Consider the following 23947-nt stretch of genomic DNA (forward strand, 5'->3'; position numbering starts at 1 on the left):
CCAATGAGCATCAACCGCAAGAGGATGCGGGTCGCTTCGGTCGTCGCGGGAATCGGCGTCGTCGCCGTCCTCGCTGCCGGATGCGCCCGAGGCGGAGGCGGCGACGGAGGGGGCGACGGCGAAACGGCCGCCAGCCCCGGCATCACCGACTCGTCCATCACGCTCGGCATCACGACTCCGCTGAGCGGCCCGACCGCGGGACCGGGCACCTGCACCGTGGCCGGCATCACCGCATACTTCGGCGCCCGCAACGCCGAAGGCGGCATCGAGTTCGGCGATGGCCAGACCCGCACCGTCGAGATCGAGGCGCTGGACGACGAGTACGACCCGCAGAAGGCCAAGGCCAACTACGACCAGCTCAAGGGCAGCGTGTTCGCGATGACCTCGGGCCTGGGCACCCCGACCAACCGCGCATGGCGTGAGGCGGCCATCGCCGACGAGGTTCCCCAGGTGCTCATCCAGACGGGTGACCCGATCTTCAGCGACGCCGAGGAGAGCCCGTGGCAGCTCGGCTTCGTGCCGATCTACCAGAACGAGGGCGCAGCCTTCGGCGAGCTGCTGGCAAGCTCCGGCGAGGACCACAAGGTCGCGATCCTGTCGCAGAACGACGATTACGGCGAGGGCTATGTCGAGGGCTTCAAGTCCGCGATCGAAGGATCCGACAACATCGAGATCGTGGGTGAGCTCACCTACGAGGCCACCGACGCCTCGGTGGACGCGCAGCTGACCGAGCTGGCCGCGACCGATGCGGACGTCTTCTTCAACGCGATGTCGATCACCCCGCTGGTGATCTCGTCGCTGCAGAAGACGCAGGAGCTCGGCTGGCTGCCCAGCTGGTTCCTGCCATCGAACACGTCGAGCCCGGGAGCGATCCTCGAGCCCGGTGGGGCGACCGCGTTCCCCGGCGTGTACACGGTGTCGTTCGCGAAGGCTCCGCAGAGCCCGGCGTTCGCCGAGGACGAGGACGTCGTGGGCTTCCTCGACAACCTCGCCGAGTACGCGAACTACCCGGATGTGCCGGCCTTCCCGCACTGCATGTGGAGCTACATGATCGGCGCGACGCTGGAGCAGGTCTTCGCCAAGATGACCGAGCCCACCCGCGAGGACTTCATGGAGCAGCTGCGGACGATCTCGGACTTCCAGGCGCCGCTGATGCTCGAGGGCACCGCGGTCGACACGACGCAGGACGGGCAGCCGGCGGTGTCGTCGCTGCAGGTCGTGAAGTACAACGGCAGCGGCTACGCGCCGGCCGAAACCTGGGGCGAGTGACCTGAGCCCACGATGAGGGGGCGGCCGGAGGCATCCGGTCGCCCCCTCATTCGTACGCCGAGGCGGCGTGCGGCGGCTCGTGCTCGGCGTCTCGCCGGGCCGTCACTCCATGCCGTGGAGCACGTCGACGATGCCCGTCAGGTGCGCGCGGGTCGCGGCTTCGGCGGCAGCGGGGTCTCGCGAGAGCATGGCGTCGATGATCGCGATGTGCTCGGGCGCCGAGCGCGCGGCCCGGCCGGGGTGGAACGCGAGCCGGAACTGGTGGCGCGCGGACTGCGCGCGCAGACGCTCGAGCAATTGCGTCGCCGTCGCGTGGCGGCTGAGATCGCGGATCCGCCGGTCGAGCTCCTGGTTGAGGCGCGAGTACTCGACGAGGTTGCCGGACGTCACCGCGACCTCGATCGCCGCACGAAGATTGCGCAGTTCGGCGGCGTCCTGGTCGGTCAGGTTCTCGGTGGCCTTGCGGGCGCACAGCGTCTCGAGCCCGATGCGCACCTCGACGATCTCGATGGCCTCGTCGACGCTGATGGCGCGCACGCGTGCGCCGCGGTTGGGAAGTCGTTCGACCAGGCCCTCACCGGCGAGATTGAGCAGCGCGGTGCGGACGGCGGCACGGGAGGCGCCGTACTTCTCGCTCAGGTCGGCTTCGATCAGACGCTGGTGGGGAGCGAACTGCGCGTCCAGGATGGCATCCCGGATCTGCTGCGTGAGGTCGAAGCGTTCGGTGGTCTCGTCGACCGCCGTCGCCGCGGCATCCGTCATCTCTGCTGTCCCCTCTCGACGCCGTCGTCCGTGCTCCGACACTATCCGGTGACCAGGCTATTTCATACGAGATTCACGCGAATATCGTCGACAATCTTGATTCGCGCGTATGGAAGATGCACGCTGGAACCCGGGCGAATCGACGCACAGAGAGGTGGTCGTGCCATGAGCGGCACTGCAACGGAGACCGGAGTTCGGACGGGCCTGTTCATCGGGGGTGAGGAGCGCTTCACCGACGAGGTGCTGCCGATCGCCGACCCGGGAAAGAAGGGTGCGATCGTCGGCGAGGCGGCCGCGGCGACGCCCGCGGACGTGGCCGATGCGGTCGCGGCCGCCAAGGCCGCCTACCCTGCCTGGTCGGCGCTGAGTCCGCAGGAACGGGCGCGCCTGATGACCGAGGCGATCGCGGGGATCGCCGACGACCGCGACGAGGATGCCGCGATCCTGTCGCAGGAGAACGGCAAGGTGCGCATGGAGGCGTGGGTCGACGCGCTGGTGTTCGAGATCCGGTGGAATCTCGCGCTGATGCTGGTCGACGAGGTCGATGCGTCCAAGACGCTGCCAGTGGTTCCGGGCGCGATCCCGGTGTCGACCGAGGTGTCGTACCAGTCGCTCGGTGTCGTGACGGTGATCGTGCCGTTCAACTGGCCGATCGCGATCCTCGGGGCCTCGCTGCCGCACGCACTGCTCGCGGGCAACACCGCGATCGTGAAGCCGCCGCCCTCGGCGCCGCTGGCGACCGCGCGGGTCGTCCAGCGGGTGGCCGAGAAGCTGCCGCCCGGCGTGCTGAACGTCGTGACCGGCAAGGACGAGAACATGGCCGGGCTCATCCAGAACCCGGACGTGGCGAAGGTGTGCTTCACCGGGTCGGTGAACGGCGGCAAGCGCATCATGGAGATGGCGTCGAAGTCGCTGACCCGCGTGACGCTCGAGCTCGGCGGCAACGACGCGGCGGTCTTCCTCGAGGACGCCACCCTCGACGACACCCACCTGGATCGCCTCTTCGCGGCCGTCTACGACACCACCGGGCAGATCTGCATGAACGCCAAGCGCGTCTTCGTGCATCGCTCGCGCGTGGACGAGGTCGTCGCGGGGCTCACGACCAGGCTCGAGAACGCCAAGCTCGGCTACGGGCTCGACGACGGCACCACGATGGGTCCGCTGCACCAGCCGGCGCAGAAGGCGTTCGTCGACGAGATCATCCAGGAGGCGAAGGATGCCGGAGCCGACGTCCGCGAGTTCGGATCCCTGCCCGACGGCGACCTCGCCGGCGGCAACTTCGTGCGCCCCGCCATCGTGGTCGACCCGCCACTGGAGCTGCGTGTGGTGACGCAGGAGCAGTTCGGGCCCGTCATCCCGATCATCCCCTTCGACACCGAGGACGAGGCGGTGCGGCTCGCGAACGACACGTGGGGCGGACTGTGCGGCTCGGTGTGGACCGCCTCACCCGAGTCGGCGCAGCGCGTGGGCTCGCAGCTCGAGTGCGGCTACGTGTGGGTCAACGACCATGGGGCGACCCGCCTCGACCTGCGTGCTCCGTTCGGTGGCGTGAAGCAGTCCGGCTTCGGTCGCGAGCAGGGCATCGAGGGCGTCCGCGCCTTCCAGGACACCCGCTCGATCGCCACGATCGATCCCGAGGCGCTCGCGGCCATGGCCCACTGACGTTCGGTCGCCGTTGGGCGGGTGCCATGATGTAGGCCATGACTCTCGCCGACGAGGGGCCCGGCGGGCCCGGGATCCGCCGCGCCTCGCCGGTGCGGCACGTGCTGACGATCTTCGGCGACTACTGGTGGCACATCGACGAGCCGATGCCGACCGGTGCGCTCGTCCGGGTGCTCGGTGATCTCGGGCTCAAAGAAGCCGCGGCGCGCGCCACGCTGGCCCGCATGTCGAAGAGCGGCCTGCTCGTCGCGGATCGTGACGGCCGGCGCACCACGCACCGGCTCACCGAGCGTGCGGTGTCCATCGTCGACGAAGAGGCGGCCTGGCTCGACGCGTTCGGGGTCGAAGAACCGGCGTGGGACGGCTTGTGGACGGTGCTGGCGTTCTCGATCCCCGAGTCGCAGCGCTCGACGCGCCATCTCGCGCGGTCGCGGCTGAAGTGGCTCGGGTTCGCGCCCCTCTATGACGGCGTCTGGGTCTCGCCGCTCGATCACGCGGCCGAGGCGATGGCGCAGCTGCGCGATCTCGGCATCGCCGACGTGACCGCGATGCGCGCGACTCTCGAGACCTCGATCCCCGGCGGACCCCAGGCCGCGTGGGACCTGCAGGCGGTGGCGGAGCAGTACCGGGCCTTCGCGACGGCCGTCTCGTCGACGGATGCGACGACCCCGGTCGCGGCCTTCGTCGAGCGGACGCGGCTCATGCTGAGCTGGCAGGCATTCCGCGTGCTCGACACCGGCATGCCTGCCGAACTGGTTCCGACGGAGTGGCCGCGCGCGAGTGTCCGTCGTTCATGGATGCAGCTCTACAACCGGCTCGGGGCACCGGCTGAAGAGCACGTGCGCGGCGTCGTCGGCGAGATCGATGCCGGCGCCAGCGGGCTCGTGACACGCCGGCGCCTCACCGATAGTTGATCTTTCATTGACGCACGTCACGCGCAGTTCTACTCTGTGGCGTGAGGGCGGCGACGAGGCCGTTCCACTGACGACGATGTCGGAGGAATCGATGAAGCGATCCAGGTACAGGGCGCGCATGTTCGGGGCAGGCGTGCTCGCCGCATCCGGTGCGCTGGTGGCGGGGCTGCTCCTCGCCCCCGCTGCGGGCAATGCGGCCCGGCCCGTCCATATCGACGTGCTGTCGGGGCGTGCCGACTCGGTGTCGGGCGGTGATGCGCTCATCTCGGTGACCGGTGCGCGTCGCGACTTCCGCATCGTGGCTGCGGGCGTGGATGTGACCAAGTCCTTCCGGCCCGTCGGCGGCAGCCTGGTCGGACTGGTCGACGATCTGCCGCTCGGTGTGAGCGAGATCACCGTGACGAAGAAGAACGGGCAGGTGCAGAACTCGCTCGAGGTGGAGAACCACCCGATCACCGGTCCGGTGTTCTCGGGACCGCAGCATCCGATGTATTGCACCGCCTCGGGGGCGCCGTGGAACCTCGGCGCCGTCGATGAGGACTGTCACGTCGCCGCACCCGTCGTCAGCTACCGCTACCGCACGACCGCCGGCCAGTTCGCGGACTTCCCGACCGACGGCTCCGTGCCCGCGGACGTCGCCACCGCGACGGTCGACGGCGTCGGCGTGCCATACATCGTGCGCATCGAGCGCGGCACGATCAACCGTGCCGTGTACGAGACCGCCATGCTGCACCAGCCGGCAGAGCCCGAGCCCTCGCCGACGCAGACAGAGCCCGGCTGGAACGGCAAGCTCGCCTACACGTTCGGAGGCGCCTGTGGCGTCGGCTACTGGCAGGGCAGCAGCACCGGCGGCGTGCAGAACGACCTGTTCCTCAGCCGCGGGTATGCCGTGGCATCCGCGACCTTCAATGTGTACGCGCAGAACTGCAACGACGTCACGAGCGCTGAGACGGCGATGATGGTCAAGGAGCATGTGGTCGAACAGCTCGGGCCGGTGACCTATACGGTCGGCTCCGGCGGCTCGGCGGGCACGATGCAGCAGCTGCTGCTGTCGAACAACTACCCCGGCATCCTCGATGGCGTGCTCGGTGAGATCGGCTACCCCGACGAGCGGTCGACGACGATCGGCGGCCACGACTGCCGCGGCCTGCTGGGCTACTGGAACTCGCCGGCCGGCGCCGGGTGGACGGAGGCGCAGAAGGTGGCCGTCACCGGCCACGCGCTTTCGGGCACCTGCTTCGGCTTCACGTTCTTCGACGGCGTGGACGACCCCAACCGCGGCTGCAACGTCGCGATCCCGGTTGCCGACCGCTGGTCGCCGTCGAATCCCGACGGTCTGCGGTGCACGATCGCCGACATGGTGAAGAACGTGTACGGAACGGATGCCGAGGGCCGCGGCCTGCGCGTCGAGCCCGACAACGTCGGGGTGCAGTACGGCTGGAACGCCCTGCAGGAGGGCGCCATCACCGTGGAGCAGTTCGTGTCGCTCAACGAGCGCGTCGGCGGCATGGACGTCGACGGCGCCCGAACCGTGGAGCGTTCGGAGGCGAGCGTCGAGGCGATCGAGCGGGCGTACGCGACAGGCCGCATCAACATGATGACGGGCGGCCTGGAGTGGACGCCGGTGATCGAGATCCGCAACTACACCGATCCGACCGGCGACTTCCACGAGCGGTACCGTTCGGCGATCATCCGGGAGCGGATGATCGCGGCCCATGGTGACGCCGGCACGCACGTCAGCTGGACCGGTGCCAACATCCCGGCCAACACCGCCGCGATGCGAGTGGCCGCGCTCGACCAGCTCGAGGCATGGCTGGATGCAATCGAGGCGGCGGGTGGTCCCGGTGACCGCGAGCGCACGATCGCGGCGCGACCGGCAGGGCTGGCGGACGGATGCTACGACGCCGGGATGACGTTCATCCCGGAGGTGCTCGACTACGACGATCCGACGACGGGGTGCAACCAGCTGTATCCGTTCCACTCGCAGCCGCGGGCCGAGGCGGGCATGCCGCTGCTGGCGGACGGGCTCAAGTGCGAGCTGACCGACACCGAGCGGGCAGACTACCCGGCCATGAGCGACGAGCAGTGGCAGCGCCTGACCGCGGTGTTCCCCGACGGCGTGTGCGACTGGACGCAGCGCCCGCAGGGCTACAGCGAGCTCGAGGGCACCTGGCTCAGCTTCGGCTAGCGTCGGCGATCCGCCCGGAAGGGCAGGTTTCTCGCGCGGCGGGGACCTGCCCTTCCGCGGTGCCCGATCCGTCTCGTCGGGGTGATTCGAGCGGTGCGTCTGGCATGCGTAGCGTTGGCGGCATGGTGCCAACGGAACGCCGCCCGGAGAAGCCTCACGACGGCGTGGGGATCGGAATCGCGCTGGGTCTCTTGGTCGGCGCCGGCGCGGGTTTGATCTTCTTCGACGATCTCGCCGTCGGTGCGGGTGTCGGCCTGTCGCTTGGTATCGCGCTCGGAGCCGCATTCGATGCACGTGCGACGGCAAGCGCGCGGACTCGACAGAATTGACCGATGGGTACATGGAACAGCGACCTCACCGGAGTCGTCACACTCCCGGGTGGTCGGCTGGTGCGAGGGCGCGGGCTTCTCGGTGGCGCCCCGGAGGAGGAGGCCGTCCCCGAGTACGGGCTCTACCTCACGGCGAAGCCGCACGCCGAGGACGGCTGGGAATCCGGCTGGGTGTGCTGGCCGGACTTCCGGCTGCCGCGATCGTCGGACGAAGCGATCGCGGCACTCAAGGATGCTTACGAACGGTCAGCGAGCATGAGGGTCGAGATCGCGTGCGACGGGGGCACGGGTCGAACGGGTTCGGCGATCGCGATCCTCGCGCGCCTTGCCGGTGTGCCGCGCGAGGACGCCGTGCCATGGGTGAGGGCGAACTACCGGCCGAAAGCGGTGGAGACTCCATGGCAGCGTCGTTTCGTGCGAGACGTCGACCTCGCTCGGGGCGATCTGCCGCGATAGCCCATCGGAGGGCGGGTCAGTCGTAGGTGTCGGTCCAGGATGCGATGTCTACACCGTGATTGTCCGGCGACACAGCGCTCGTGTCGGACGGCGGTCACACCCCTCGGTCGCGGGTCGCGACGTAGACCGTGTTCGACGACGTTCCGCCGGTGAGGCGGTTGTCGAACGTCACGGTGTGAGCCGTCGCATCGAGCACGGACGACAGCGTGGCCATGAATTCGGGGTCGGGGGGATCGTCCGACCACAACGCGAAGACTCCCCGGTCGGTGAGGTGCCGAGCGAGGGATTCGATGCCCGCGGCGGTGTAGAGGTCGGCGTGACTGGGGTCAAGGACGTGGCGTGGCGAGTGATCCACGTCCAACAGGATGACGTCGTAGCGCAGGCCGTCGGGCTCGGGTGCCCGGCGGACGACGGAGAAGAAATCGTCGTGGATCAAGGCCGTGCGGGGGTTTCGCACGAGCATCGCCGATACCGGGAGCAGCTCTTTCTCGTGCCACCCGATGACCGCGGGGAGGGCGTCGATGACGTGCAGCGTTCGCACCCGATCGTCCAGGAGCGCCGTGGCGGCGGTGTAGCCCAGGCCCAGACCTCCGACGAGCACTCGCAGATCGCCGTCTTCTGCCGCGGCCAGCCCCAGTGTCGCGAGCTCTTGCTCGGCGACGGTGAACAGGCTCGACATGAGGAACTCGTCCCGCAGTTTCACCTCGTAGATCCACTCACCGGTCTCCGGGTCGGCACGCCGCCGGAGGGTCAGCTCGCCCATTCGGGTGTCTTGCCAGTCGAGTTCTTCGAATCGTGCGATCATGCCGGACTCTCGCTCCCTGCCGGCGTCGGTAGACGCTCGACGGATGTCGGTCGCCACCCTATCCTCCCCGTTCGAGCGCGGTGTCTGGGAGATGGCGAGCAACGAGGCGTGGGTCAACGAGCCTCCGCGTAAGCCCGCCTGATCCAGGCGGTCAGTTCGCGGTCGACGTCCTTCACAAGGCGAAGCTCCACATGGTGCATCCACGTCGAAGATGAAGGATGGGCGACTTCCTTGAAGCGAGCGGAGGAGAGCTCTTCGCTCAATGCGAACGACACCACGACGGGCGCGTCATTTTTCACATAGCGTCCCGGCGCCCACGCGTAGGCGAATGCGCGACGGGCGCGGAACGACACTTGGCTCTTGGACACCACAACCTCGACGTCATCGAGCCTCACGAGCGGTCCCGCGAGCGCGCGGAAGATGGAGACGGCCTTCTGATCGGGGGCGAAGAACTCTTCCCCAGCGACTGCCTGAGTCACGGCGCCACTTTATCCGCCGCGCGCAGGGAGCGTCGGTTCAGGTGCGTAGGGCGATGAGGTCGCGTTTGCGGGTGGGGGATTTGGTGGTGGGGCGCCATGTCATGGTGTGGTCCCACCATGCGGGTCCGCGGACATAAGGGATGCCGTGTTGCATGCGGATGTGCCAGCCGCCGGTGTCGATGGTGCGGTGGTGGAACCAGCAGAGCAGGACGCCGTTGTCGGTATGGGTGGGTCCACCTCGTGAGTGTTCTTGGACGTGGTGGATCTCGCACCATTGTGGGGGGACAGTGCAGCCGGGGATGATGCAGCCGCCGTCGCGGAGGGTGATGGCTCTGCGCTGGTGGTGGTTGAAGACCCGGTCCAGGGTGGTGATGGACACGATCCGGCCGCCCTCGCCGGTGAGGACGCGTTGGATGGCGCCGGTGCAGGCGGTGTGCCGGGCGACGGCGAACGGGAGGGGCTGGTCGTCGCCGGGCAGGTGGGCCTTCCCCCGCCCGGCGGCAAGGTCCTCTTGCCGGACCGACACGACCAGGGTGGGTGCCGCGCCACCGAGCGTGGGCAGTTCGCCGGAGGCGGCCGCCGCGGTGAGGAGCACCGCGAACGCGTCGTGCAGCTTCTGGCTGTGGGAGCGCGGGTCCGCTGTTGCTGCCAGCGGCGTTGACGGATCCCCGTGGTCGTCCGTCTCCACGAAGCAGGGTCCGTCGGGTGTCGGGGCGCCGTCTCCGCGCGGGTTGAGGACGCTGTCGAATCCGAGTTGCAGTTGCGCGGCGACTTCGGGCAGCAGCCGGCCGCGCAACGGCACGAGTCCGTCGTCGCCGCGGCGCCCGACGGTGATTCCGCGTTTGCGGAGCGCGGTGGTGTCGTCGGGTTCGGCACCGTCCTGGTCCAGGTACGCCGCCCACACCAGGGCGTATGCGCGTAGTTCATCGGCCGAGGCGGGGGGTGCCGCATCGGCACCGTCACCGCGGGCGGCGGCGGCGAGCTCGGTGTCGGCTGCGAGGATCCCGGCGCGTCCGGTCTGGCAGCCGCGGAACGCACCGGTCACCGCGATCATCCCGTCCACCCCGACGTGCCCGCTCGCGAGCGCCTGACGCATCCCGGGGAACTCCGCCGGCAGCACCTCACCGGTCGAGAGCGCGACCTGCTGCTGCACCGCTTTCGCGACCCCGACCATCTCGGACGCGGTCCGCCCCGAGACCCGGGTGGCGCGTTGGATCAGTTCGGAGGTGTTGCGGCACCCGTGCCGGGTGGTGAGCCGGTCCGGATGGGGAGCGCTGCCGTCACGGTCGGTGATCACCGCGACCGCCTCCACCATCACCGCTTCCGCTTGCCGCCGGATCCGCCCCGCCGCCGCCAACGCACCCAGCAGCTCCGTGTCGTCCGCTCCCCGCAAACCGCCGCCGGCGACGGCCGCCGCGGTCGCTTTCGCGAGCGCATCGCCGAGCTCGTTCAGAGCATCGGCGAGGTTTGTCATACCCCCATTCTGACCGGGGCCACCGACATCCAAACCCCCAGATCAGTCCGTCAAACCAGCCTGTGGACAACCTTGACAACCGCAGCAAGAGATCGCTCCTGTGGAGGAACCGATGACGCCGCGCCGGCCCCGGCGAGGAACCCGCGGAGCACCTCGCCGCCCTTCCGTGTCAGTATTGATAGTTGAAAACATCAACCATCAACTTTTATGATGTTCTTGTGGTCAGCAGACCACGACTCGATCTGCACAACGATGTGGAGTACCCATGCGCACCAAGAGCATTGCCGCCCTCGCCCCCCTTCTCGTGATCGGCCTCCTCGCCGGCTGCTCGTCCCCCTCGACGCCCGAGGGCGAGCCGGCCGAGACGGATGCTGCGACCGAGGCCCCGCTGTACGACCAGCTTCCCGACGCGATCAAAGAGGCCGGCGTCATCAAGATCGCCGGCGACACCCACCCGCCCTACCGCACGATCGAGGAGGGCGGCGAGATCACCGGAATCGACCCCGACCTGCAGGAGGCGCTGTCGGAGCAGCTCGGCGTACCGTTCGAGATCATCACGTCCTCTGGTCTGGACGCGATGCTCACCGGCATGCTGTCGGGCCGCTTCGACGCGTTCAACGGTCCCGTGCGCACCACGCCCGAGCGTGAGGCCGACTTCGACGCCGTCGTCTGGATGACCACGCGCACCTCGTACGTCTACCTCGCCGAGCGCGCCGACGAGCTGAGTGATCCCGAGGCGCTGTGCGGTGCTCGCGTCGCGGGCGTCACCGGATCGGTGACCGAGAGTCAGCTCGCCCGATACAACGAATGGTGCGCCGCCGAGGGTCTGGACCCCGCCGAGTTCGTCGGGCTGGAAGACAGCAACTCGACGTTCCTCGCCGTCAACTCCGACCGCGCCGACTACGCGGGCACGACCCAGTCCGCCGCGATCGACCTGCAGGCCTCAGATCCCGACACGTACGAGTTCATCCTCCAGTCCGATGAGCAGGGAGCCGGCGTCGACCAGCTCGCCCTGTTCATGCCCAAGGGCAACGGGCTGGCAGAGCCCATGCTCGCGGCGTTCGAGGCGATCTTCGAGAACGGCGAGTACGAGCGGATCATGACCGAGTGGGGCATCGAGGACGCCGCCGTCGACGCACCCACCCTCAACCCGATGACCAGCGAGTGACGATGACAGACCTCACCACCCAGCCGGTACGCAACCCGTCGGCCGTCAGATCGATCGACGCCGCGCGCGCACGGCGCCGGATCCATCCCTGGCGGGTGGTCGTCGGCATCCTGCTCGCCCTCGTCGCGGTGCAGATCGCGGTCTTCCTCGTCACGAACGAGCGATTCGACTGGCCGGTCGTGGCGGAATACCTCTTCAACCCCAGCGTGCTGATGGGGCTCGGCATGTCGATCACGCTGACGATCATCGGCATGGTGCTCGGCTCGCTCCTGGGCACCGCCCTGGCGGCGGGGCAGCTCACCGAGTTCGCGCCGCTGCGGTGGGCGTGCATCGTGTTCGTCGGGGTCTTCCGCGGGGTTCCGCCGCTGGTGCAGCTGATCTTCTGGTACAACCTCGCGTACCTGCTGCCGCGGCTGGCGGTCGGGGTGCCGTTCGGGCCGGAGCTGTTCAGCTGGCCGACGAACGACCTCATCACCCCGCTCACGGCCGCGATCATCGGACTGTCGCTGCACGAAGCGGCCTACATGGCCGAGATCATCCGCGCCGGCATCCTGTCGGTCGACTCCGGCCAGCGGGATGCCGCGGCCGCGATGGGCTTCAGCCGCTGGCATTCCTTCACCCGCGTGGTGCTGCCGCAGGCGATGCGCGTCATCATCCCGCCGACCGGGTCGCAGGTGATCGCGCTCATGAAGGGAACGTCGCTCGTGAGCGTCATCGCGATGGGCGATCTGCTGCACTCGGTGCAGGTCATCTACAACCGGACCTATGAAGTGGTGCCCATGCTGATCGTCGCCGTGATTTGGTACCTCGTGGTCGTCACCGCCCTGACGCTGGTGCAGCGAAGGGTGGAGCGGCACTTCAGCAGGGGCATGTCGCGGGCCGCGGTCGCCCGGCGCGCCGTCGAGCGGACGGAGGTGGCGGCATGACCCGCGACGACACGTCCGTGACCCCGGTGCTCCAGGTCGTCGGACTGCGCAAGACGTACGGCGACAATGTCGCCCTGGACGGCGTCGACTTCGAGGTCCATGCGCAGGAGGTCGTCGCGGTTCTCGGTCCCTCGGGCTCGGGCAAGTCGACCCTCGTGCGCTGCATCGACCAGCTCGAGTCGATCGAGGGCGGCGCGATGTACCTCGACGGCGAACTGCTCGGCTACGAACGGTATCGCGACGGCATCCGTCCCCTCACCGACGCCGACGTGAAGCGGCAGCAGCGTCGCATGAGCATGGTCTTCCAGCAGTTCAACCTGTTTCCGCACTGGACGGTGCTGCGCAACATCACCGAGGCGCCCATCAAGGTGCACGGGGTGCCGGCCGCCGAGGCGAAGGCCAGCGCGCTCGAGCTGCTCGACAGGGTCGGGCTCGCCGACAAGGCGCAGGCCTACCCGCGTCAGCTGTCCGGCGGCCAGCAGCAGCGCGTCGCGATCGCTCGTGCGGTCGCCACGAACCCGCGGATCCTGCTGTTCGACGAGCCCACCAGCTCGCTCGATCCGGAACTGGTCGACGAGGTTCTGCAGGTCATGAAAGACCTCGCCGAGTCGGGCATGACGATGATCGTCGTCACGCACGAGCTCGACTTCGCCCGTCACGTCGCCGACCGGTGCGTGTTCATGGCGGATGGGCAGGTGATCGAAGACCGCCCGTCGACGGAGTTCTTCGACGATCCGCGATCCACGCGCCTGCGGACGTTCCTGACACGCATCGCCGCGGCCCCCGCGCGCGAGGTGGAGGCGTGACCATCATCCGCGCGGTCGGTGATCTGGTGCTCGAACGCGACGACGCGCGCCCGCTGCTGGAGCCTGCCCGCGATCTGCTGCGCGAGAGCGACCTGCTCATCGGGCAGCTCGAGATCCCGCATCTCGACAGCGACGTCGATGGGGCGGTGGTGCAGACGACGGATGTCCCGGCCCTGCCCGGACCGCCCTCCGCCCTGGACGCCCTCGCCGACGCCGGGTTCGGCATCCTGACCCTCGCCGGCAACCATGTCTACGACTTCGGTCCCGAGGGCATCCGCGACACCGTGCGTCACTGCGCCGAGCGAGGCCTGCGCACGGTGGGAGTCGGCGAGAACCTCGACGAGGCGTTCACGCCGGTGATCACGGATGTGCACGGCACGCGGGTCGCAGTGCTGAGCGTCAACTGCGTCGGTCCTCGCGAGACGTGGGCATCGAGCCTCAAGCCGGGCGCCGCGTACGTCGAGGTGATCACGCACTACGAGGTGCGGGGCGCGAATCCGGGCGGACCGCCGCGCGTGCGCACCTATGCGGAGCCCACGAGCCTGGGTCGTCTGCGTGAGGCGGTCGAAGTCGCCGCCGCGCACGCAGAGGTCGTCGTCGTCGCGCTGCACAAGGGCCTGGTGCACGTTCCCGCCGAGATCGCGGACTACGAGATCGAGGTCTCTCATGCGGTGGTGGATGCGGGAGCCCACGCCGTGATCGCACACCACGCGCACATCGCGAAGGGCGTGGAGGTCTATCGCGGTCGAGCGATCTTCCATGGTCTCGGCAACTTCGCCACCGTCACGCGTGCGCTCTCGGTATCGCCGGAGGGCTCGCCCGAGCGCGTCGCGTGGGCAAGGCAGCGCCGGCGTCTTTTCGGCTTCGAGCCGGATGCCGCGATGCCGGAATACCCCTTCCACCCGGAGAGCCGGAACACCGCGATCGCCGAGCTCGTGATCGACGACGGCGGCGAGGTGCGCGCGGCGCTCCTGCCGTGCTGGATCGACGACGAGGCGCGGCCGGTACCCGTCGGGCGCTCCGAGCGCGGCGAGCAGGTCGCCCACTACCTGCGCACGATCACGGCACACGCCGGTTTCGCCACTGATCTCGCGTGGGACGGCGATCGACTCGTCGTCCGCGCGGGGGAAAGCACACGATGAGCACTCCTGACGCCCCGCTTGCGGGAAAGACCGTGATCGACCTGACCACCGCGCTCGCGGGGCCTTATGCGACGTTGCTGCTCGCGAGCCTCGGCGCGCGCGTCATCAAGGTCGAGAACCCCGAGCGCGGCGGAGACTCGTCGCGCAACAACTCGCCGTACGTGACCGCGGACGGACTGCAGCTTCGACGCACCGGCCCCGACGACATGTCGGTGTCGATGATGGCCCGGGGCCGCGGCAAGGAGAGCATCACGCTCAACCTGAAGCACGCGGAGAGCCGAGAGGTGTTCTTCGACCTCGTCCGCGAGGCCGACATCGTGGTCGAGAACTACAGCGCCGGCGTGACCCGGCGCCTGGGCATCGACTTCGCCGCCGTGCAGCAGATCAACCCGCGCATCGTCTACACCTCGATCAGCGGCTTCGGCGCGCAGGGCGTCCCGGGCGAGGGCAAGGCGATGGACACGATCATCCAGGCCCTGAGCGGCGTCATGATGACCGCCGGCGAGCCGGGCGACGCGCCGGTGCGGTTCGGGCTGCCGATCGGCGACCTGGTCGCCCCGCTGTTCGCGGTGATCGGGACGCTCGCCGCCGTGATGGATGCCGAGCGCACCGGCGAGGGTCAGCACGTCGACGTCTCGATGCTCGGCAGCCTCACCTCCCTCGTCGCGTGCGAGCCGTTCGACGCGCTCGAATCGGTCGGCTTCCCGCTGCGAACAGGCGCGGTCGTGCCCCGGCTCGCGCCGTTCGGCACGTTCCAGTCCGTCGACGGCTGGTTCGCGATCTGCGCCCCCACCGACGCTTTCGCCGAGGGGACCCTCGCCGCGATCGGGCAACCCGAGCTGATCGACGACCCGCGGTTCTCATCGCGCGACGCGCGCGTCGACAACGCCGACGAACTGCACGCCCTGGTGAGCGACTGGGCACGCACCCGCTCATCGGCCGAAGTGCTGTCGGCCTTCGAGCACAACGGCGTCCCGGCCGCTCCGGTGCGCGACACCGCGACGGCCGTGCGCGATGACATCGTCACCGGCCGGGGCGAGGTGGTGCCGCTCGTGCATCCGCGGTTCGGCCACTTCGAGGGCCTGTACGGCACGGGGCTTCCGATGGTGTTCTCTCGCAGCCGCGCCGATCTCTCCAAGCCCGCCCCGGGTCTCGGCGAGCACACCGACGGCGTGCTCCAGGATCTGCTCGGGTACGACGCCGAGCGCGTGGCGCAACTGCGGCAGGACGGGGTGCTGTGACCACGAGCGCACCGGTGATCGGTGTCGTGGGCAACGATGTGCCACGGCAGCTGCTCCTCGCGCTCGGCGCCCGCCCGCATCGCCTGACCGGATCGTGGACCGGAGCCATCGACCCGGATGCGGCGCAGCTCCTGGGTGCGACCGATGCCGTCGTGGCGCGCCTTCTCACCGAGCTGCGCAGCGACGCGCAGCCGCTCGACGCGCTCATCGTGTGCAACGACTCCCAGGCGCACCTGCGCCTCTTCTACGTGCTGCGCGCCACCGCTTCGACGGTGCCGGTGCACCTGCTCGATATGCCGCGAGATGCCTCCGAGCCCGCGCGCCGGTTCGCGCGGTTCCAGCTCGAGGCGCTCGCCGCGTTCTGTGCCGCGGTGACGGGACGCAGGCTGGATGCGGCATCCCTTGCTGCCGCCGCCGACGCCGAGGCGGCCGTCGGCGATGCGCTGCGACGTCTGCGCGCTCGCCGCCGCGCCGACCCGCCGCTGTGCGCGGGCGCGGATGCGCTGGACGCGATGCTGGATGCCGCACGCCTGGCGCCGTCCGAAGCTGTGGCCCGCCTCGATGCGGCGCGAGCCCCGGTTTCCCCCGGCGCCATGAGAGTGCACGTGACCGGCTCGTCCCATCCCGACGCCGCGTTCTACCGCGAGCTCGAGAGCGAGGGCCGTTGCGTGATCGTCAGCGAAGACCACGACACGGGCGAGGCCGCGTGGCTGGGCGAGGCCGTGCGTGGCGAGACCACGGAACACGTGCTCGAAGGGCTCAGCGACGCGCACTTCGCACGGGTCACCACTTCGGCCACCACATCCGGCTCGGTCCGCGCCGCGTTCACCGGCGACATCGCGCGCGAAGCGGGCGCAGACGCGGTGGCCGCGATCATCCGCGAGCTCGACGAGGCTCCGCTGTGGGACCTCACCGACCAGCGTGACGTGCTCGAGGGCATCCCGTTCATCAGCGGGCGAGTGACACCCGGCGAAGAGATCGATGCTGCCCGAGATCTCGTGCGCGAGCTCGTCGACGCGGCGGTGTCCGCATGAGCGGTCAGGGCGCCGCTGCGCCGCCGCGGCTGGAGAGCGCCGCCGCCGCGACGGCGTTCCAGAAGGAGTGGTTCCTGAGCCTGGCCGACCGCGCGCGCGAAGGCGAGCCGATCGCGCTGGCGAACGCGGACGCTCCGCACGAGTTGCTGCGAGCACTCGGCATCCCGTACGTCGTCAACCAGTGGTGGTCGTCGATCATCTCGGCCAAGCGTGCGGCGCCTGCCAGCCTCGCCGCTGTCGCTGCGCAGGGCCTGCCCGACGACAGCCGCCAGTACGACGTGCTGCCGCTGGGCGCGCAAGAGCTTGCCGCCGAACTCGCCCCGTGGGGCGGGCTGCCCGAACCGCGCTTCGCGATCTCTGAGCGCAGCGGCGACGTCACGCACAAGATCTTCGAGCGGTGGGGCCGCCGGCCCGGCACCGAGACTTTCCTGCTCTCGCGCACCGCCGCCGTGCCCGCACCCGCCGGTTGGTGGGACCGTGTCGCGCACGACTGGGAAGACGTCTTCGGAGCGGCCCGGATCGATCTGCTCGAGGGCGAGATCCGGGCGCTCGCCGCGACGCTCGAGCAGCGCGTGCGCCGCACGCTGGACCTCGGCGAACTCGCCGGCATCATGGCCCTGGCCAACGAGCAGGCCGAGTGGAACCGGCGCACGCGCGACCTGCTGGCATCCGCCCGCCCTCTGCCGGTCGCGGTGACCGACATCATCCCGGCGGTCATGGTGCCGCAGTGGCATCGCGGCACGCCGTGGGCGGTCGCAGCCGCGCGGCGCCTGCACGACGAAGTCGCGCGTCGCATCGACGACGGCCACGCCGTGTGCCGCGGCGAGAGGCGCCGGCTGATGTGGATCGGCCGCGGCTTGTGGTCGGACCTGGAGATGTACCGCTCGTTCCAGGACGAGTTCGGTGCGGTCTTCGTGTGGTCGATGTACCTCGCGATCGCCGCGGACGGATACGCGCGCTACGGCGACGACCCGGTGCGAACGCTCGCCGCGCGGTTCGTGGGGCTCACCGACCTGCTCTACGTGCCGCCGATGTCGTCGTCGTGGTACGTCAAAGAAGCGCTCGCCCACGGCGTCGACGGGGTGGTGCACCTCGTCGCCGACGACACTCCGGCCCCCGGCGTGATCACGGCAGCGCTCGAGCAGCGCGGCATCCCGGTTCTCGAGATCCGCGCCAGCAACGCCGACCCGCGGGCAACGGGCGACGTGCGGGAGCGGATCGCGGGCTTCGTGCGGGAGCGCGTGCCGGCCGCCCGATGAGCCGCGCGCCGCGGCTGCGGGTCTTCGAGCCGTTCGGCAACGGGCGCTTCTCGCTGTACTTCAGCGGCCAGGTGATCTCGAACACCGGCACGTGGTTCCAGAACCTCGCACTATCGCTCGTCGTGCTCGAGGCGACCGGCAGCGCACAGGCGCTCAGCGGTGTGACGATCGCGCAGTTCCTGCCGCTGCTCGTGCTGAGCGTTCCGGCCGGCCGACTCGCCGACCGGGTGCGACCGCGAACGATCCTCCTGATCACGTCGCTGGCGTCGGCGCTCGTCGTGGCGGGGCTCGCGTTCGCGACCCTCACCCCCGAGCCGTCGATCGTGGCGATCTACGCGCTGGTGGCGGTGCTCGGCACGGTGCACGCGTTCGAGCGGGTCGCGGCGCAGGCGATCATCTTCGAGATCGTCGGCCCGGACAGCCTCGGCCGCGCCGTGTCGCTCAGCACCATCGCCCTCGCTTCGGCGCGCTCGATCGGTCCGGGCCTGGCCGGCATCGCGTTCCAAGGGCTCGGCGCGACGGCGTGCATGCTGATCAACTCGGCGTCGTTCCTGCTGGTGTTCGCCTCGATCGTGGCCATCCGTCCGGCACAACTGTTCCCGCGCCCTCGACGGGCGGAACGGCCGGTTGGTGGCATCCGTCCCTCGTTCTTCACCCGTGAGCTGGTGACGCTCCTCGTCGTGAACGTCGTCGTGGCGCTGCTGGCCCTCAACCTCATGCTGGTGCTGACGTCGACCGTGAGCCTCACCTTCGCGGGCGACGCCATGGCGGTCGGCGCGACGCACACGCTCAACGCGCTCGGCGCCATCGTGGGCGGCGTCCTCGCCGCGGGACGCGACCGGGTCACGGTGCGCTCGCTCATCGTCGCGTGCGGGGGCCTCGGCGCAGCGCTCCTGCTGAACGCCGCCGCGCCCACACTGGCCATCCTGCTGGCGGTCGGCCCGCTGCTCGGGCTCGGCGTCGGGTATTACCAGGGCATCCTCAACGCGGCTGCCCAGGTCAGCGTCGCACCCGACCAGATCGGCCGGACGATGTCGCTCGTGACGCTCGGCAACTACGGCATGGTGCCGTTCGGCGCGCTGCTCATGGGCTGGGTGATCGACGCCCAGGGTGGGAGAGCGGCGCTGGCGATCGGCGGCCTGGCCGGGCTGGCGTGCGCGGTCTTCGTCGCCGTCCGGCTGCGCAGGCGATGACGGATGCCGCCGGCCCGGGTCTCGGCTACGGCGGGGCCGTGCCTCAGGCTGGTGCCAGCCCCGAGCCCTTGCTGGGGCGGCGGCGCTTCGCGACCGCCTCGGCCTCGGCATCCGCATCGCCGAAGTAGCCGCCCGCGAGCGTGTCGGCCGCGCGATCCAGCACTTCGGCGAGCGAGCCTCCCAGGTCGGGGCCGATGCTCTCGGCCAGCCGGTCCTCGCGCTCGCGGATCTCGGCCTCGCACTTGGCGAGCGTGTCCCAGCCGGTCTCGCTCAGTCGAACCAGCCGCACCCGGCGATTCGTGGGGTGCTCGACCCGCTCGATGAGACCCGAATCGAGCAGTTCGGCCGACACCACGTGCGCCGCTTGCGAGCTGACGAACGTGCGCCGCGCGACCTGCGCGTTCGACAGTGGCACCCCTTCGCCGAGAACCTGCAGAATGAGGAACTGGGGGAGGGTCACACCGTGCGCGAGAGCGGTGTTCTCGGCGGCGCGGTTGAGGGCGCGGGCGAGGCGGTAGGCGGTGTAGTTGAGCCGATCTGTGGCGGGCGTTCCCCGCGGATCTCGGCTCTGGATCGACACGCCCTCAGCCTAGCCGCGCCGGGTCCGGGTCGGCCGCGGCGCACCCCGGGCCGCGCGACGCTCATACGCTGACGCTACTGGCGCGTCGATCACTCCAGGCAAGCCGTCCGCCGTCGGGTCAGGCGGTCGACTCGAGGCGGTCGACGAGGGAGAGGCCGCGCTCGGCCCACGCGATCTCGATACGTGCGCGCTCGACGAGCCCCTCGTACGCGAACCGCTTGAACTCGATGGTGCGCTCGCGGTCGTCGTCGGGCAGGACCTCGAGCCGGCGCACCAGCATCGGGTTGCTCAGGTGCTGGATGTGGATGAGCTCGCCCTCCCACTGCGCGAGCTCGCCTCGCCACACCTCGATGTGCCGCTCGAGGAAGGCCCGCGCCGCGTCGGGCGTGGTCGCCTCCAGATAGGCGGCACGCAGATGGGCGGGGTCGCGCACGCGCTGATAATCCAGGGGCGCGGCCATCCACTCCGCGAACGCCTGCTCACCGGCATCCGTCACGTGATAGATGCGTCGCGTGCCGCGCTCGCCGCGCGCCTGCTCCTCACCCTCGATCAGCCCGGCCTGCTCCATCTTGCGCAGCTCGGGATAGATCTGCGAGTCGGGAGCATGCCACACGTGGCCGACCGACTGGTGGAACTGCTTCTGCAGGTCGTAGCCCGACAGCGGCCCGACGCGCAGGATAGCCAACAGCGCATAGCGCAGACTCATGCGACTCCTTTCCCTGCCTGAGGGTAGCGGGAGGATCTCGGTCGTTGAGCGAGCGAGGGACGAGCGAGACGAAACGCGCCTGGCCTTTCGAAGGCTCAGGGCGTTTCGTCTCGCTTCGCTCGCTCAGCGAGCGGGAGTCGTCAGGACGCGGGCTGCTGGTACCCCGTGCGCCAGCCGCCCTGGTAGGTCTGACGTGCGACCGTCGAGTACGGGACCGGGCTGACGACGACGCGGACCTCGGTCTGCTCGTGCGGCTCGACCGATGCCTTGCTGCTGCCGCCGTTGGGCTCGCCCCACACCACGCGCAGCTCGCTGCCCTCGGGGACGTCGGGGTTCACCGTCGCCAGCGACAGACCGCGGCGCTCATTGGCCGAGTAGCCGGTGAACATCGAGTAGCCCACGACGTTGCCGTCGGCGTCGATGACCGAGTCGTAGTTCGCCGAGCCGTAGTTCGCCAGCGGCAGGTCGAAGAACTTGTAGTTGGGGCCGTCGACGTTCAGCAGCGACGTCCACACCTTGCCGAGGTCTTCGGCGTCCCACGCGAGCGTGACCTTCTTGCGCTGGGTCGCGGGGTCGATCTTCTCGAGCGCGTCGCGACCGATGAAGTCGTGATCGAACTTGACGAAGTTGCCGTAGCCGAGCTCCCACGGGGTGAGGTAGTAGTCCTCGATGTCGTCCGACACGAACGAGCCGGCGAGCGTGCCGGTGGCCTCATAGCTGTCGGTGCCGAGCCACTCGCGGTAGCCGCGCTCGGCCTCGCCGGTGTAGATGGCAGGCAGGGGCGAGGGGATCCAGCCCGACTCGAGCGTGTTGGACGGGTACGCGCGCGACCCGACGGGGACCAGGCCGAACTCTGCTCCCGCCTCGACGATCGCATCGCGGATCTCGTCGTGCTCGGCGTACGGGCCCCAGATCTCCAGACCCGGCGCACCCGCCATGCCGTGACGCAGCGTGCGGACGTCCTTGCCGGCGATCTTCATCGTCGACATGTTGAAGAAGCCGATCTTCTCGAGCGGGCCGCCGTTGAGCTTCTCGATGACGTCCCACGCCTTCGGGCCCTGGATCTGGAAGCGGTAGTACTGACGCGTCACCGGGTGACCGTACGGGCGCGAGGGCGAACGGCGGTCGACGGTGACCTCGAGGTTCGAATAGCCGCCGGTCTCGCCGTGGTAGAGCAGCCAGTTCGACGCGGGCGCGCGGCCGACGTACGTGTACTCGTCTTCGGCTTCACGGAACAGGATGCCGTCGCCGATGACGTGGCCGGCGGCGGTCGTCGGCACGTACTGCTTGGCCTTGTTCACGGCGAAGTTGGCGACCGAGTTGATCGCGGTGTCGCTGATCAGCTTGATGGCGTCCGAGCCCTTGAGAAAGACGTTGTCCATGTGGTGCGACTGGTCGTAGAGCACGGCCGTGTCACGCCACGCCTTCTGCTCCTTGATCCAGTTCTGGAAGTCAGCGGGGACGACCGGATAGATGTAGGAGCCGATCTGCGAGTTGCGCAGAAGCTCGACCGGGTTTTTCTGGTCGAGCAGCTGCTGAAGATTGTCGGCCATGCGAACCTCTCTGTTCTGTGAGCGGATGCCTCGGCGAGGCGTCCTGGGTCTGGTTTTCGGTGTGGTGGGTGATCAGCTGAAGACGATGGTGTGGTTGCCGTGCTGGATGACGCGGTCTTCGGCGTGCCATTGGACGGCGCGGGACAGGACGGCGCGTTCGACGTAGGCGCCGCGGGCTTGCAGGTCGGCGGCGGTCATGGAGTGGTTCACGCGGGCGACGTCCTGCTCGATGATGGGGCCTTCGTCGAGGTCTTTGGTGACGTAGTGGCTGGTGGCGCCGATGAGCTTCACGCCTCGTTCCTTGGCCTTGCGGTAGGGCGCGGCGCCGATGAAGGCGGGCAGGAAGGAGTGGTGGATGTTGATCACCGGTACCCCGACGGCGTCGAGGAAGTCCTCGGAGATGATCTGCATGTAGCGGGCGAGGACGACGAAGTCGACGTTGCCCTTCAGCAGTTCCAGGATCTTCGCTTCCGCTTCCGATTTGTCTGGTCCTTGGGAGTGGACGTGGAAGAACGGGATGCCGAACGATCGGACGTCCTCGGCGGTGTTGGTGTGGTTGCTGATGACCATCGGGATCGTGACCGGCAGCTCACCGCGGCGGTGTCGCCACAGCAGTTCCAGCAGGCAGTGGTCGCTGGTGGAGGCGAGCACGGCCATGCGCTTGGGGATGGACTGGTCGGTCAGCGCCCACTGCATCCCGTAGGGGGTGAGGGTCTTTTCGAGGTCGGCCTCGATCTCGGGGATCGCCGCGGCCAGGTCGGGGCGGTGGAACACGACCCGCTGGAAGAACGCGCCGCCCACGGGGTTGTCGGAGTACTGGTCGAGGGTGACGATGTTGCCGGTGTTGCGGGCGATCAGCGCGGTGACAGCAGCGACCAGACCGGGCTGGTCGGGGCCGTGGACGATCAGGCAGGCCTGGTCGCGGAGCGCTTCGGTGTGCGGCGACATGGGTACGGCTGCCTCAGGACTGCGCGGAGAGGTAGTCGCGGGCCCACTGGGACGTCGCGAGCAGCCCACCGAAGGTGTAGAAGTGCAGTTTCACCGGGCCCGACGCCGCGTCCTGCGCGAGCAGTTCGGACAGGTCGGACACGAACCGGTCCGGCCCGGCGGTGCCCATCAGGTTCGTCAGTGAGAACCCGTACTTCTTCACGATCATCGCGTTGGCGCCCACGCCGAACCGGCGGGCGAAGCTGATCAGCCGCTTGATGCCGGCAGGGCCGGGGGTTCCGACACGGATCTGGGTGTCGATACCGCGGGCGCGGACCTCTTTGATCCACGCCGTCACCGGGTCGGTGTCGAACGCGAACTGCGTGAGGATCACCGAGTCCAGCCCCTGCTGCGCGAGCGAGAGTGCCTTCTCGTCCAGGTGACGCCACAGCACGTCCTCGGCGATGTCGGGGTGACCTTCGGGGTACCCGGCGATCGACACCTCCTTCACGCCGTACTTCTGCAGCAGTCCGGTCTGGATCAGGCTGAGCGAGTCAGGGTAGGGACCCTCCGGCTCTGCCGGGTCGCCGCCCACGGCGAACACGCGCTCGGTCGCGCCGACCTCCTGCAGCCGGCCCAGGAACTCCTCCAGCTGATCCTGCGACGCCAGACGGCGGGCCGAGATGTGCGGCACCGGCACGAAGCCGAGGTCCCGCACCGCCTTGGACGCCGCGACCCGCATATCGAGGTCCTCGTTGCCCAGGAACGTCACGTTGATCTTCGTTCCCTGCGGGATGACGGATGCCGCTTCCTGGAGACCCGGGACGTCCTTGCCCGTCATCTCGAGCGAGAAGCCCTCGACGAGGTCGACGGCTGCGGCCTTGTTCATAGCGGGTGCGATGTGCGCCACGTGCGGATCCTTCCGGCTGACAGGGGAGTGCTGCTCTGCGCCTCCATGAGGCACATTACCTATGGACATAGGTAATGACAAGAGGGAATTCCGATCAGAGGAACCGGCGCGGCCGCCGGGCTTCCACAGCGTGGAAGCGCCGCTTGAGCGGTGCGTGCGGGGTG

General features: G+C 69.2%; 23 protein-coding genes. 14 read left to right on the top strand and 9 right to left on the bottom strand.

The annotated features are described in order from the left end of the window. Positions 1–3: 3 nt before the first annotated feature. Positions 4–1269, top strand: coding sequence for an ABC transporter substrate-binding protein (locus tag K0817_RS03645; protein WP_253735157.1), 1266 nt, complete (start codon positions 4–6; stop codon positions 1267–1269). 102 nt (positions 1270–1371) lie between these two features. On the opposite strand, the gene K0817_RS03650 is transcribed toward K0817_RS03645, so the two are convergent. Continuing rightward, positions 1372–2031, bottom strand: coding sequence for a GntR family transcriptional regulator (locus K0817_RS03650; RefSeq protein WP_219980012.1), 660 nt, complete (start codon positions 2029–2031; stop codon positions 1372–1374). 165 nt (positions 2032–2196) lie between these two features. Here K0817_RS03650 and K0817_RS03655 point away from each other — a divergent pair, with 165 nt between their 5' ends. From K0817_RS03655 to K0817_RS03675, 5 genes are all read left to right on the top strand, one after another. After that, positions 2197–3693, top strand: a complete 1497-nt coding sequence (locus K0817_RS03655) for an aldehyde dehydrogenase family protein (protein WP_219980013.1) — start codon at positions 2197–2199, stop codon at positions 3691–3693. A gap of 38 nt (positions 3694–3731) precedes the next feature. Next, a complete protein-coding gene (locus K0817_RS03660; RefSeq protein WP_219980014.1) occupies positions 3732–4607 on the top strand; it encodes a PaaX family transcriptional regulator C-terminal domain-containing protein in 876 nt (291 codons plus the stop codon). Positions 4608–4725: 118 nt separating this feature from the next. Then, on the top strand, positions 4726–6795 hold the full coding sequence (locus K0817_RS03665; RefSeq protein WP_219980015.1) for a DUF6351 family protein: 2070 nt from the start codon (positions 4726–4728) through the stop codon (positions 6793–6795). A 164-nt stretch (positions 6796–6959) separates the two neighbouring features. Then, entirely contained in the window at positions 6960–7124 is a 165-nt protein-coding gene (locus K0817_RS03670) for a hypothetical protein (RefSeq protein WP_253735158.1), read from the top strand. A 3-nt stretch (positions 7125–7127) separates the two neighbouring features. Further along, positions 7128–7580, top strand: coding sequence for a protein-tyrosine phosphatase family protein (locus tag K0817_RS03675; protein WP_219980017.1), 453 nt, complete (start codon positions 7128–7130; stop codon positions 7578–7580). Positions 7581–7674: 94 nt separating this feature from the next. Here the strand turns inward: K0817_RS03675 and K0817_RS03680 are convergent, their stop codons facing one another. The 3 genes from K0817_RS03680 to K0817_RS03690 form a co-directional block, all read right to left on the bottom strand. Continuing rightward, positions 7675–8385: a spermidine synthase gene (locus K0817_RS03680; RefSeq protein ID WP_219980018.1), complete on the bottom strand. Its 711-nt coding sequence runs from the start codon at positions 8383–8385 to the stop codon at positions 7675–7677. 113 nt (positions 8386–8498) lie between these two features. After that, complete coding sequence (locus K0817_RS03685) at positions 8499–8864, bottom strand: DUF5655 domain-containing protein (protein WP_219980019.1); 366 nt, start codon at positions 8862–8864, stop codon at positions 8499–8501. A gap of 37 nt (positions 8865–8901) precedes the next feature. Continuing rightward, positions 8902–10338: an HNH endonuclease signature motif containing protein gene (locus tag K0817_RS03690; RefSeq protein ID WP_219980020.1), complete on the bottom strand. Its 1437-nt coding sequence runs from the start codon at positions 10336–10338 to the stop codon at positions 8902–8904. 265 nt (positions 10339–10603) lie between these two features. Here K0817_RS03690 and K0817_RS03695 point away from each other — a divergent pair, with 265 nt between their 5' ends. From K0817_RS03695 to K0817_RS03730, 8 genes are read left to right on the top strand one after another with little or no spacing between them, the layout of a single operon-like run. Beyond that, positions 10604–11506 (top strand): transporter substrate-binding domain-containing protein, encoded by a 903-nt coding sequence (locus K0817_RS03695; protein ID WP_219980021.1) that lies wholly within the window; start codon positions 10604–10606, stop codon positions 11504–11506. A gap of 2 nt (positions 11507–11508) precedes the next feature. Continuing rightward, the gene (locus K0817_RS03700) at positions 11509–12432 is read left to right on the top strand and encodes an amino acid ABC transporter permease (RefSeq protein ID WP_219980022.1); all 924 of its coding nucleotides are present in this window, start codon (positions 11509–11511) and stop codon (positions 12430–12432) included. Beyond that, complete coding sequence (locus K0817_RS03705) at positions 12429–13238, top strand: amino acid ABC transporter ATP-binding protein (RefSeq protein ID WP_301339657.1); 810 nt, start codon at positions 12429–12431, stop codon at positions 13236–13238. Before K0817_RS03700 ends, K0817_RS03705 begins: the two co-directional genes overlap by 4 nt. After that, complete coding sequence (locus tag K0817_RS03710; RefSeq protein WP_219980023.1) at positions 13235–14380, top strand: CapA family protein; 1146 nt, start codon at positions 13235–13237, stop codon at positions 14378–14380. The genes K0817_RS03705 and K0817_RS03710 overlap by 4 nt, the downstream gene beginning before the upstream one ends. Continuing rightward, entirely contained in the window at positions 14377–15621 is a 1245-nt protein-coding gene (locus K0817_RS03715) for a CaiB/BaiF CoA-transferase family protein (protein WP_219980024.1), read from the top strand. Before K0817_RS03710 ends, K0817_RS03715 begins: the two co-directional genes overlap by 4 nt. Continuing rightward, a complete protein-coding gene (locus tag K0817_RS03720) occupies positions 15618–16655 on the top strand; it encodes a 2-hydroxyacyl-CoA dehydratase family protein (RefSeq protein WP_219980025.1) in 1038 nt (345 codons plus the stop codon). The genes K0817_RS03715 and K0817_RS03720 overlap by 4 nt, the downstream gene beginning before the upstream one ends. After that, positions 16652–17914 (top strand): 2-hydroxyacyl-CoA dehydratase family protein, encoded by a 1263-nt coding sequence (locus K0817_RS03725; protein WP_219980026.1) that lies wholly within the window; start codon positions 16652–16654, stop codon positions 17912–17914. The genes K0817_RS03720 and K0817_RS03725 overlap by 4 nt, the downstream gene beginning before the upstream one ends. Continuing rightward, positions 17911–19107, top strand: coding sequence for an MFS transporter (locus K0817_RS03730; protein ID WP_219980027.1), 1197 nt, complete (start codon positions 17911–17913; stop codon positions 19105–19107). The genes K0817_RS03725 and K0817_RS03730 overlap by 4 nt, the downstream gene beginning before the upstream one ends. Before the next feature lie 43 nt (positions 19108–19150). Here the strand turns inward: K0817_RS03730 and K0817_RS03735 are convergent, their stop codons facing one another. From K0817_RS03735 to K0817_RS03755, 5 genes are all read right to left on the bottom strand, one after another. After that, positions 19151–19687 carry a MarR family transcriptional regulator gene (locus K0817_RS03735; protein WP_219980028.1) on the bottom strand — a complete coding sequence of 179 codons (537 nt, stop codon included), beginning with the start codon at positions 19685–19687 and terminating at the stop codon, positions 19151–19153. Positions 19688–19805: 118 nt separating this feature from the next. Continuing rightward, the gene (locus K0817_RS03740) at positions 19806–20393 is read right to left on the bottom strand and encodes a PadR family transcriptional regulator (RefSeq protein ID WP_219980029.1); all 588 of its coding nucleotides are present in this window, start codon (positions 20391–20393) and stop codon (positions 19806–19808) included. A 140-nt stretch (positions 20394–20533) separates the two neighbouring features. After that, a complete protein-coding gene (locus tag K0817_RS03745; protein WP_219980030.1) occupies positions 20534–21946 on the bottom strand; it encodes an aminomethyl transferase family protein in 1413 nt (470 codons plus the stop codon). 72 nt (positions 21947–22018) lie between these two features. After that, positions 22019–22894: a formyltetrahydrofolate deformylase gene (gene purU, locus K0817_RS03750; protein ID WP_219980031.1), complete on the bottom strand. Its 876-nt coding sequence runs from the start codon at positions 22892–22894 to the stop codon at positions 22019–22021. Positions 22895–22907: 13 nt separating this feature from the next. Beyond that, a complete protein-coding gene (locus K0817_RS03755; RefSeq protein ID WP_219980868.1) occupies positions 22908–23762 on the bottom strand; it encodes a methylenetetrahydrofolate reductase in 855 nt (284 codons plus the stop codon). Positions 23763–23947 lie beyond the last annotated feature (185 nt).

The sequence above is a fragment of the Microbacterium sp. HD4P20 genome (assembly GCF_019449275.2).
Taxonomy (GTDB): Bacteria; Actinomycetota; Actinomycetes; order Actinomycetales; family Microbacteriaceae; genus Microbacterium.

Bases quoted from the DNA above. Each gene is read 5' to 3' on its own strand.
- K0817_RS03745 (WP_219980030.1), bottom strand. From the start codon at position 21,946: ATGGCCGACAATCTTCAGCAGCTGCTCGACCAGAAAAACCCGGTCGAG.
- K0817_RS03655 (WP_219980013.1), top strand. From the start codon at position 2,197: ATGAGCGGCACTGCAACGGAGACCGGAGTTCGGACGGGCCTGTTCATC.
- K0817_RS03740 (WP_219980029.1), bottom strand. From the start codon at position 20,393: ATGAGTCTGCGCTATGCGCTGTTGGCTATCCTGCGCGTCGGGCCGCTG.
- K0817_RS03665 (WP_219980015.1), top strand. From the start codon at position 4,726: ATGTTCGGGGCAGGCGTGCTCGCCGCATCCGGTGCGCTGGTGGCGGGG.
- K0817_RS03705 (WP_301339657.1), top strand. From the start codon at position 12,429: ATGACCCGCGACGACACGTCCGTGACCCCGGTGCTCCAGGTCGTCGGA.
- K0817_RS03675 (WP_219980017.1), top strand. From the start codon at position 7,128: ATGGGTACATGGAACAGCGACCTCACCGGAGTCGTCACACTCCCGGGT.
- K0817_RS03690 (WP_219980020.1), bottom strand. From the start codon at position 10,338: ATGACAAACCTCGCCGATGCTCTGAACGAGCTCGGCGATGCGCTCGCG.
- K0817_RS03650 (WP_219980012.1), bottom strand. From the start codon at position 2,031: ATGACGGATGCCGCGGCGACGGCGGTCGACGAGACCACCGAACGCTTC.
- K0817_RS03700 (WP_219980022.1), top strand. From the start codon at position 11,509: ATGACAGACCTCACCACCCAGCCGGTACGCAACCCGTCGGCCGTCAGA.
- K0817_RS03680 (WP_219980018.1), bottom strand. From the start codon at position 8,385: ATGATCGCACGATTCGAAGAACTCGACTGGCAAGACACCCGAATGGGC.
- K0817_RS03645 (WP_253735157.1), top strand. From the start codon at position 4: ATGAGCATCAACCGCAAGAGGATGCGGGTCGCTTCGGTCGTCGCGGGA.
- K0817_RS03715 (WP_219980024.1), top strand. From the start codon at position 14,377: ATGAGCACTCCTGACGCCCCGCTTGCGGGAAAGACCGTGATCGACCTG.
- K0817_RS03660 (WP_219980014.1), top strand. From the start codon at position 3,732: ATGACTCTCGCCGACGAGGGGCCCGGCGGGCCCGGGATCCGCCGCGCC.
- K0817_RS03695 (WP_219980021.1), top strand. From the start codon at position 10,604: ATGCGCACCAAGAGCATTGCCGCCCTCGCCCCCCTTCTCGTGATCGGC.
- K0817_RS03725 (WP_219980026.1), top strand. From the start codon at position 16,652: ATGAGCGGTCAGGGCGCCGCTGCGCCGCCGCGGCTGGAGAGCGCCGCC.
- purU (WP_219980031.1), bottom strand. From the start codon at position 22,894: ATGTCGCCGCACACCGAAGCGCTCCGCGACCAGGCCTGCCTGATCGTC.
- K0817_RS03730 (WP_219980027.1), top strand. From the start codon at position 17,911: ATGAGCCGCGCGCCGCGGCTGCGGGTCTTCGAGCCGTTCGGCAACGGG.
- K0817_RS03755 (WP_219980868.1), bottom strand. From the start codon at position 23,762: ATGAACAAGGCCGCAGCCGTCGACCTCGTCGAGGGCTTCTCGCTCGAG.